Here is a 10,975-nt window from a genome sequence, read left to right as displayed (position 1 = left end):
ATAAAAAATAAATTTAGGAAAGTGTAAAGAAATAATTTTTAAAATATATAGAATCACTAATATTATTAAACTAATGATTTGATATTTTTTTATTTTAATCACCTACTTTCATTTGCTATCTTCCTCAAAACAACCAATCCAAAAGTCTAATTAGAAAATCAGGAGTGAAAAGAAACATAAAAAAAGCTATCAAATTCAACAACATTATACCTGTTAATATAATTAACACAATTTTTTTTATAATTAATATAATTTTCTTAAGCATATTTTTTCACCTACATTTATCTTATTTTAAGACTTTACCTTCTATAAGGTGGTGTTCCTCTTATAAATCTTCAGGTGGAGTTGAGTCTCCACCTGAAGCCTCGATGTTTAGCTTTAGCTAACCGAGTTCACTGAAATTGTTCTTCTGGTACAGGCTTTTCCCATCCCGTAAGATTAGATTCAGGAGTAGAAAACTCAATGTCTGCCGCATTTAGTAATCCCGAAATAAATGAGTTAGAATTGTATTTGTCCTTGTCCTCTGTAGGTTTAAACTTATACTCCAACTGTCCGTTTGATTCGTAATTATTTCTCAATCGTAATAATTCACCTATTTTCTTTTCATCTACTTCTATTAGTATTAACTCATTTTTAATGTCTAACTGAACGTCTTTTTCTCTATTTAAATCACTTACTAAATATTTTCCTACAAGAAATGTAGCTTGTCCTGCTCCAATTGTAAAGTATCTCATTTCTCTATCTTCACAATAGTAGAATCCATCTTCATCTAAAAATACATTTTCATCTTCATCAGCGGATTCTTTGCCATCTTCATCGGCAGCTATTCTTTCAGCATTATAATAGTAACTATTTTCGTCTACAAACAAAATTATACTTGCATGATCATTTTCACCTACAAATGGAATCTTTGCTACTGTGTCTTCCGTTACGGGATGTGCTCCAATATATCCCTTAGTTTTAATTACTACAATCTCAACCATTTCTGTTTCCACAAGTGTTCTATCATCACTTCCATTTGGAACACTTCTTCCTTTTAGCTGTATCGTATGCTTTCCAGGCTCTAGTGATTCAAAATCATACTCCATATATATAGCAGTATACGATGCATTATCATATGCAGTTTTAACCCACTCTCCATTAACAAACAATGCAATGTGGTGACAATCATGTCCTTTTCCACTTATGTTTAATTTTTCTCCTAAATCTATTCTAGTCCCATCAACAGGTGAAGTCAACTCAATCCTTGAATCTTGCCAATGATAGAAAATATTTTGCAAAGCGTATCTATATGTCCATGATTGTCTATTTGGTTGTCCTCTTTCATAGTCCCAAATTGCATCATTTGTTGATCGACCATTAAGTTCCTCCCATGTATTTTTACCTACTATTCCATCAACTTCTAAAAAATCTCTATCTTTCTGATACTCTTCAACAGCACTTCTGGTTAAGTCTCCAAATGTACCAAAGTCTGTATCCTCAGGCATTTCTAGGTAGCCATGTGTAACCAATAATTTTTGTAATACAACAACGTCATTTGGTTCATTATTTGCACCTTGCTTTAACATCCATGGACCTTCACCTGTATACTCGGCACTTAATAAACCATAATCTCCTCGATACAAAAAATCAACTAATGCACTAACATCTTTTTCATTGTAGGATATTTTCCCATCATCATAATCAATTTCTACGCCGCCTACTATTAAATCGATTATATCTCCATATTTAAATAGTTGAGAATCTGTTTCCTCCCACCTAGCGCCCCACTTAGTATAAAACAGGTTGTATTCTTGATTAGTCGAACCTTGAACTTGATATCTAACATTTGTTGGGATATTCGCCATGCCCACTCCTTCAGTTGGTTCTTGATTTCCAGGCTCCATATTCTCAAAAACATAATTTATAGTATTTCTAATTGTTCTTTCATTACTTGTACGATGGTCTCGCACATTTGGTTTTGAAAGAAAAATATTGCAAAGCTCTGTATCATTTTCATTCTCTACAAATGCAACATTAATATTAGATTTAGTGTGCAAACCTAATAAAGTGTTGTGAATATTTTCTTTGATATTGTTAAGAGCTTTTTGATCTGAATAAACAGCATCAATTACAAAAGAAATATCGATTGTTGGCCCTTGTATTGAAATATCACTTAAAATATAGTCACTAAAATGTGTCACAGTTGTATAAACAAAGCCATTATCCTTGTCAACATTTGTTGCCTGTGGAACAAATGTATTGGTATCCTCGTTATACCAATAAATTACAAGTTCATCTAAATCCACTTTATTTAATTGTTCTTCACTCAACTCAAAACTGATTTCTGCCCAGTCAAAATCAGAATCTGTTTCTATTCCTATTGCTTCTCCATAAAACTTTATTTTGTCTTCATACCTATCAGATACATTTGTCACTGTTGTTGTATTGCTTACATCTTCTTCAGCACTAATAGAAATATGTGGTGAAACATCTTCATTTTCAAATTCTGCAAAATTTTGATTCGATAAAGTTTGTGGTTCTCTTTCTTCTTTCTCTGATACTACACGAACTACACAAAGCAAACTAGATCTAAATAATGGATCATACATTGGCTGTGCTGAAATAACTGCTAATCCTTCATCTTGAGCCGTTACCACTCCATCATTTATTGTTACTATATCAGAATTACTTGTTGACCAGTGAAATGAATCTTTATATCTTTCTAACGGTATCATTGAATCTACTAAAGGTAGTTTATCCCCTTCTTTTAACAAAACTTCATTATACATTAGGCTCATTGAAGAATGTGTTTTAAAATCTCTAATTTGAAAATCCCACTCATTCTGAATATCTTTTAGTATCCCTTCATATTTTCCATCATTTGAATCATTAGCCTTTTCTAACTCATCCATATAGTTAGTATTACACTCTATCCCGTCTACAGGAGTGTAATCTCTACCTTCAATTATTTGATCATCAGTTAAATTATAATATTTATAATGACCATAGCCCTTTTTATCTGCATTATTCCATGTAACATCCATATGGTACCAATTACCTTCTATCTTTACAACATTCCAAGCATGACCTTCATTTCTGACTATAATATTTTCTATACCCGCTTTATTTAGCATTTTATATGCTAACATTGCAAAACCACTACATCGAGTTTTCCCATAGTATAACGCACTATATGGATTATTATAATCGCTATTATCATGAGAGTATTCTACAAAATTTAAAATAAAATCATGTATTAGTTTTTGCTTTTCATGATCACTCATATCATCTCTAACAAGCTTTGAAATTATAAAATCTACTGTTTTATTTAAATCATTTATTTCTTCTTTTGAAGCATAATATTCTATATCCTCAATTTCAATTCCTGAAATACCTAGATTCGAACGTGATTCGCATCTGGATGTCTTTCTAGCATACCTAACATACAAGTCCTTATCACGCACTGAACGTATTACTTCCCAAAGTTCATTATTTGTCATATTATCTTTATATATAATATTTATGCTTTCAGACTTATTATGAAATTCTCTTAAAATTATTGACTCAAGTTCACTTTTAGACCTTGCTATATCAGTATATCTATCGTCATAATCAAATTCAAATTCTAAAACAGACTCATTGTCAGAATTTTGATTATAGTCAAATGCAGTAATTCTAAAAGTACCATTGCTATCTTTTAATGCCTCTTCAAGTGCTGTATTAATTTCATCCTCTAAATTGGATGTATCTCCTTCATATATTACACTATACTCAGTTTTTAAATGTTGAAAATTATGGTCAAAAACTTCCTTAAGTTCTTCCATATCATTTACTACTGCACTTACCGTACAAACATTACTCCACTCTGAAAACTCTCCCTCGTCTGATATAGCAATAACAACAAATTCATAAGTTTTACCTGGAAGCAAGTCCTCAACTGTATAAGTTGTTGATTTAATATTTTCTATAAAATGCTCTCCTGAATAAATTATATAGGATATATCATCTCTATCTGTTGAATGTGCCCATGAAAAAGTTGCAGATGTTGATGTTTGAGATACCACTGTTAAGTTTTCAGGAGTATCTAATGTAGGAGTTTCTGGGATTGGATCAGGATCAGGGTCGGAATCCATTCTTTCTACAGGAAATTCATCTATAATTTCTAAAAGATAACGCCCTAAAAGAACATAATCTGTGCTATCAACAATGCCATCACCGTTTAAATCTGCAGCCTTAAGGTTAATATTATCTCCACTAATAAAATCAAGTGTATACCTACTTAGTAAAACTTAATCAGTACTATCAATTACTCCATCATCATTGATATCTCCATACAATATGCCGTCATTAGAACCATAAACTTTTGAAATATCGTCTAAAGCTAGAATTGGTGTAAAAACCATACACAACACAATAATAATACTTAAAACTTTCTTGAAACTACTCATTACAAATTACCCCTCACTTTTTATTATTTTAAAAGATTAAGAAAAGTTAACTCCCCAAACTTTTAATTCACTCTTTTTTTAGAAAACTCAAATAAAAAAATTTAATAGCATTAATTATGAAATTTACAACACACACATCATTAGCCTTTTCTAAAATCTTCATTTAAAATGTGCTTCATCGATTGTAACATCTCAATAAAAAAACATCAAGAATATTTAAACAAAAATTTTAAAATTTTTGAATTCTTAATTTTTATACTATACATTAAAAATCAGATGATTTACATAATTTTTTCAATAAAATTATACTACAAGCCTGTCTACATAAACACCTGGCATATTAACTATTCAAGATTTAAAATATGCTAATTTAGCAACAATTTCACCCCTACAAAATTATTCATATGTCTTGATTTTCTTACATTTAGTGTAGTATCAAAAAAATTTAGTTTAAATTCTATTTTTTACTTGCAAATAGTTAACTAAATGTATATTATAATATACAGAATAAGCAGGAAAAACAAACCTCTAAATGTATATTGTAATATATAGAATAACTAGGAAAAACAAACCTCTAAATGTATATTATAATATACAGAATAACCAGGAAAAACAAACCTCTAAATGTATATTATAATATACAGAATAACCAGGAAAAACAAACCTCTAAATGTAATTAAAATTTTAAAAAGGGAGTGAATGTAAAATGAAGGTTAATTGTAAGAAAATTGGTTTTTTGCTAGTTTGCATTTCTTTATTAATGACGTCTGTTTTAGGAAATGCAGTATTTGCAGAAACTGAAGTTGTTGAAACCCCAGAAGACATTGAAGTTGTAGGAACTGATGAATTTGGAGCTCCTCTGAGAAGTTTTGTTCTATCAAATGAAGTAGGCTTTTTGCATCCAGATAATAACTTTTCCGTTCCAATTGATGAGTTGGTAAACTTTTTTGCTGTTTATGGAGAACCCGAATCAGACACTGGAACTTCTTCAGTTGTTACTTCAAGCGATAGGTTAAGAGTGCTTGTTAGTGATGGAGACCCAGAAGTAAAACAGGGCACAATAAATGAGTATCTAGAAAGAGATAACGATTTGTTCCCTTCTGATATAGTACAGCCTGGTACTATAGAAAATCCTAGAAATCCATCTTTTGCAGGTGTTTTATACAAAGATGGTGATAGTTATTTCGATAATGGCAGATATATTCAATGGTACAGTGTGACTGATGATTTTAAATACTATTATTATGAAGTAACTGTTCAGTATACTGAAAATGTACCTTCTGAAGTAACTATATCTGCTCCTGTAGAAAATTCATTTACTAATGAAGATGAACTTTTTGTAGAGGGTAATGTAAAAGATAAAAATGATGGTGATAAAGTAGATGTTTTTTATACTATTGAAAAAGTAAGTGACGCTCAGGACGACTCTGATGATGGGAACGATCATTCATTAGATGAGAATATACAATTAAATGCTGAGCCTATAATTATTGATAACTGCAATGACACAAATACAGTTTTAGATCACCCTTTCGAAAGTTCAATTAATATATACGACCTTACTGACGGAGAATACAATGTTATTATTTGGACAAAAGATAAAAATCAGGCATCTTCCGAAAATGTTGTGATTCCATTTACTGTTGACAGAACACCGCCTGAAAAGCCAATAATTACTCAAGATCCTGATATTGATACACCAACAAATGAAGGTGTAACTATAGAAATAGAATATCCTGATGATGCATCACAAAAGAAATACAAAGTTGGGGAAGATGGTGACTGGAAAGATTATGAAGGTTCTTTTGAAGTAGACGAAAATGAAACTATCTATGCTAAAGCAATAGATGAAGCTGGAAACGAAAGTGAAATCGCAGAGCACGAAGTCCCTAATATTGACACCACACCTCCAGGCCCTCCAATTATTACAACAAGTGAAGACTCAACAGTAGAAGAGCCTATAACTGTCACAATAGAACCTGGAGAAGATGATGAATCAGGAGTTGATAGAGTTGAGTATCATTTATTATACAATCCTGATGACTCTGATGACGAGAATGACGAACAGGAAGATTCCGATGACTCTGATGACGAGAATGACGAACAGGACGATTCTGATGACTCTGATGACGAGAATGATGAACAGGACGATTCTGATGATTCTGATGATGAGAATGATGAACAGGACGATTCTGATGACTCTGATGATGAGAATGATGAACAGGACGATTCCGATGACTCTGATGATGAGAATGATGAACAGGAAGATTCCGATGACTCTGATGATGAGAATGACGAACAAGATGATTCCGATGACTCTGATGACGAGAATGACGAACAGGACGATTCCGATGATTCTGATGATGAGAATGATGAACAGGAAGATTCTGATGACTCTGATGACGAGAATGACGAACAGGACGATTCCGATGATTCTGATGATGAGAATGATGAACAGGAAGATTCCGATGACTCTGATGACGAGAATGATGAACAGGACGATTCCGATGATTCTGATGATGAGAATGATGAACAGGAAGATTCCGATGACTCTGATGACGAGAATGATGAACCTAATTGGACTGAATATAAAGGTGAGTTTGAGATAAGCAGAATTGGTATGACAAGGATAATAGCTAGAACAATTGATAATGCAGGCAATATATCAGAAGAGGCATCTAAAGATGTTGAAATTGATGAAAAGCCGTCTCCAACACCAACACCTAGACCTCCAAGTCGCATTACTCCTACTCCTACTCCTACTCCTACTCCTGATACCGTTACAAGACCAAGCGATACCATTCCTGGTAGTGATAGTGGTTCACCTGTTGACTTGGCAGTGTTTTTACAAACTGACAAATCAATTTATAAGGAAGGCGAAGTAATAACATTTACAATCGACTATACAAACAGATCATCAAATGTAGCATATGGAGTTAATGTAGAAGCAGAAATACCAGAAAACACAACCCTTGAAGATGGTGCTGATGGGGAAGTTGATGAAGATACAATAACATGGGAAATTGGTAGTCTTTCAGGTAGAAGTTCTGGCATAATTGAATACACTGTTAAAGTAGATACTTTAGATGAAGCTGAAATAGAAACTACAAACACAGCAACTGTTTCATTCTCTAATGACTCTTTAAACTTTGATGATGAGTCTTCAACAGTCTCTTTCCTTCTTTATTCCGACAGGTTTAAAGATAACTTTCACGAAAAATACATATATGGGTATAGAGACAATACTTTTAGGCCTGGTAACAATATAACAAGAGCTGAAGTTGCTTCTATTATGTTTAATATTCTTGACTTAGAAGAAAACATATTACAAATTAAGGATTATCCAGACTTAACTGATGATCATTGGGCTTATATGCAAATACAGGCTGTAACAAATGAAAATATTTTCACTGGATATGAAGATGGAAGTTTTAGACCTGACGCCAACATAACAAGAGCTGAATTTGCAACTGTTTTAGCAAACCATATGGGATACAAAGATATAGAATCTCTTCAATCTAACTTTGAAGATATCGATGGTCACTGGGCTCAAAACTTTATAGAAGAAATATACAGAGCCAAACTCATTGAAGGTTACATAGAAAACGATGTAAGGCTGTTTAAACCTGACAACGAAATTACAAGGGCAGAATCAGTTACAATAATAAACAACATGCTTTTCAGAGGGCCACTGCTAGGTGCAGAAATTCCTTTTGATGATGTGGAAGAAAGTCACTGGGCACATGGTCATATTTTAGAAAGCTCTATTGATCATCACTATGTTAGAAATGATGATGAAACTGAAACAATAGTTTATCCAGACGAAGAAGAATAAACTCACATAAAAAAGAGAGGGCTGCATGCTCTCTTTTTTTATGCCTTAATTTATAGTTTAATATTATATACACCTTTTTATCCATGACTAATTGACAATTACAAGTGCTAGAGATTAAAATAATAGTAGTATTTTAAAATCAGGAGGAATAGAATAACATGGGCAAAAAAAAGAAAAATAATGATTTAGGTTTGTTGCATGGTTTTAATAAACTTATTAATCAAATATTTTTACCACCATCTGAAAACAGCAGCAAAATAGCAAAATTTTTATGTTCACCTTATTTAAAGTTATCTATTTTTTTACTAATTAGTATTTCTTTTTTCAGTACCTTGTTTCACTATATGACAGAGGAATTAGGACGTGCCCCCTCTAATCATTTTGTATACCAAGCACAAGCTTTTTTAAATGGAAATGTTGACCTTCCACGTTATATGCATGATTTAGCTGTTTTCAACGACAGATATTATGTAATATTTCCTCCATTTCCAACACTTTTGCTTTTGCCTTTTGTTGCTCTTTTTGGCATAAATGTTTCGTTAATTTTTATTTCTTCAGTTATGACTATCGTTGGTGCTGTGGCACTTATAAAAATCTTTATTAAATTAAACATTGAAAAACGTTTTATACCTTGGCTTGTTATTGCATTCTTTTGGGGTACCGGTTATTGGTATGCATTGTTTAGAAGTGAAGGTGTCTGTTATTTTGCACATGTTTGTGCCGTTATAACCATGCTTCTTGCATTAAATGAATGTCTAGGCAAAGGTCGTGGATGGCTTGTAGGTGCTTTTTTAGGCATGGCTTTTCTTTCGAGACAGTTAAGTGTTTATTTTGTAATATTTTTCATTATTGCTCTATGGAACAATATCAATTATAATATAGAACAGCAAAAGACAATTCCATTTTCTAGAAGCAAAAAAAGACTGGTCACGCTTTTGTCAAATTATAGAAAAAACAAGGAAAAGTATTTAAATATTTTTAAGTTTTTATTTGCATTTGGGCTATGCGGCATTATATATCTTACCTATAACTGGATGCGATTTGGAGACATTTTTCAAACTGGCTATTCCTTTTTAAATCTTGCAGGATTCATGAAAGAACGTGTAGATATGTATGGTGAATTTAGCATTCGCTACATACCATTTAATTTTTATCATATGTTCATAAAAGGATTTAATATACATTTCGACGGCTCAATGCTTTTGACGTTTAGAGAATTAGATGGTTTTGGAACTGCACTTACAATAGCTAGTCCCTTTGTTTTAATTTCAGTTTGGGCAAAGATGAAAAAGGGTTTACTTGTTGCAGCTTGGTTGTCACTTATAATTACAATAACTCACCAATTAATGTATTATAATAATGGATGGGTTCAACATAATAATCAACGTTTCTCTCTGGACTTTTTACCTATGCTTATAATACTGGTGGCACTGGCTACAAAAAAAGTCCCTGAAAAATACTGGAAACCCCTAATAGTTTTTTCCGTTATATTAAATCTTATTTCCTATAGATTTTTGCCAACTTGGTAAGTAAGATTATTATATTTAAACAAATATATTTGATGCCTAAAATATATTTGTTTAATCAGTATTTTAGGCATACTCAGTCAGCTAATTTTTAAAATAGCGGTTGAGTTATTTTATTAAAGCAATTTAAAAAGGAGAAGCACTATGATTTCTATATCTGTAAAATATACTGTTTTTGCAATTCTTTCCACTATAGGCAACTTAACCACCCAACATCTTGTTAATCTTGTTATTAAAGATATTATTGACGATAAGTATGTTCTCTATGTGTCTATGTTTTTTGGAACATTAGTTGGACTAATAATAAAATATATTCTTGATAAAAAATACATATTCAATTACCATACAAAAAGTCAAACAGAAAATGCAGAAAAATTTGTTTTATACTCTTTTATGGGAGTGTTCACAACTGCAATATTCTGGGTATTTGAAATTTCATTTGATAAAATATTTGATCATAATATGGCTAAGTATGTTGGTGCTGTTATAGGCCTTTCAATAGGATATATAGTAAAATATAACTTAGACAAAAAATTTGTTTTCAGTAAAAAGTGAACTAATTACTATTTATAAACCTTTATAACACGCATTGCATTTAAAACTGCCAACAATGCAACTCCCACATCTGCAAAAACTGCTTCCCACATTGAAGCCATTCCACCAGCTCCAAGTGATAATATGGCAAACTTTACACTTAGAGCAAAAATTATATTCTGCCAAACTATTCGACGAGTTCTTTTAGCAATTTTCATTGCCGTTATAAGCTTTGATGGTTCATCAGTCATCAACACAATATCCGCAGCTTCAATTGCAGCATCAGACCCAAGTCCTCCCATCGCTACACCTATATCTGCTCTTGCAAGGACAGGTGCATCGTTAATCCCATCACCGACAAATAAAAGTTTTCCCTTAAAAGACTTTTCTCTATTTATCAACTCCAATTTCTCAACTTTTTGATGGGGAAGCAATTGAGCATATATTCTATCTAGTCCGAGAATATTTCCAACTCTTTTGGCAACATTTTCACTGTCCCCTGTGAGCATAGAAAGTTTCTTAACTCCCATTTTTCTTAATTCTTCTATGGCCTCTTTAGCGTCTTCTCTCAACTCATCAGATATCACCAAAGTCCCTGCATAAACTCCATTTACAGCTATATAAATAGTTGTACCATTAAAGTCTGTATC

6 protein-coding genes and 1 pseudogene are annotated in these 10,975 nt (G+C 32.2%); 3 read left to right on the top strand and 4 right to left on the bottom strand.

Translation table 11 applies throughout. The features are described 5' to 3' along the window. Positions 1 to 392: 392 nt before the first annotated feature. The 3 genes and pseudogenes from RBH29_RS16410 to RBH29_RS16405 all read right to left on the bottom strand — a co-directional run bounded on the left by RBH29_RS16410 (position 393) and on the right by RBH29_RS16405 (position 4,430). Positions 393 to 4,115, bottom strand: coding sequence for a fibronectin type III domain-containing protein (locus RBH29_RS16410; RefSeq protein ID WP_306698081.1), 3,723 nt, complete (start codon positions 4,113 to 4,115; stop codon positions 393 to 395). Between the two features lie 42 nt (positions 4,116 to 4,157). Then, positions 4,158 to 4,256 (bottom strand): annotated as a pseudogene (locus RBH29_RS17915) (dockerin type I domain-containing protein); the annotation flags it as partial. A gap of 15 nt (positions 4,257 to 4,271) precedes the next feature. Then, complete coding sequence (locus tag RBH29_RS16405) at positions 4,272 to 4,430, bottom strand: hypothetical protein (protein ID WP_306698080.1); 159 nt, start codon at positions 4,428 to 4,430, stop codon at positions 4,272 to 4,274. 706 nt (positions 4,431 to 5,136) lie between these two features. Here RBH29_RS16405 and RBH29_RS16400 point away from each other — a divergent pair. From RBH29_RS16400 to RBH29_RS16390, 3 genes are all read left to right on the top strand, one after another. Then, positions 5,137 to 8,265 (top strand): S-layer homology domain-containing protein, encoded by a 3,129-nt coding sequence (locus RBH29_RS16400; RefSeq protein WP_306698079.1) that lies wholly within the window; start codon positions 5,137 to 5,139, stop codon positions 8,263 to 8,265. A 158-nt stretch (positions 8,266 to 8,423) separates the two neighbouring features. Then, positions 8,424 to 9,794, top strand: a complete 1,371-nt coding sequence (locus tag RBH29_RS16395; RefSeq protein ID WP_306698078.1) for a hypothetical protein — start codon at positions 8,424 to 8,426, stop codon at positions 9,792 to 9,794. Between the two features lie 141 nt (positions 9,795 to 9,935). Continuing rightward, positions 9,936 to 10,346, top strand: coding sequence for a GtrA family protein (locus tag RBH29_RS16390; protein WP_306698077.1), 411 nt, complete (start codon positions 9,936 to 9,938; stop codon positions 10,344 to 10,346). An 8-nt stretch (positions 10,347 to 10,354) separates the two neighbouring features. On the opposite strand, the gene RBH29_RS16385 is transcribed toward RBH29_RS16390, so the two are convergent. Beyond that, a partial coding sequence (locus tag RBH29_RS16385) for an HAD-IC family P-type ATPase (RefSeq protein WP_306698076.1) occupies positions 10,355 to 10,975 on the bottom strand: 621 nt, incomplete at its 5' end.

The organism is Herbivorax alkaliphila (assembly GCF_030848475.1).
In the GTDB taxonomy this organism is placed as follows: domain Bacteria; phylum Bacillota; class Clostridia; order Acetivibrionales; family Acetivibrionaceae; genus Herbivorax.
The sequence above is the reverse complement of the archived record's forward strand: the minus strand, read 5'-3'. Positions and strand labels throughout refer to the sequence as shown.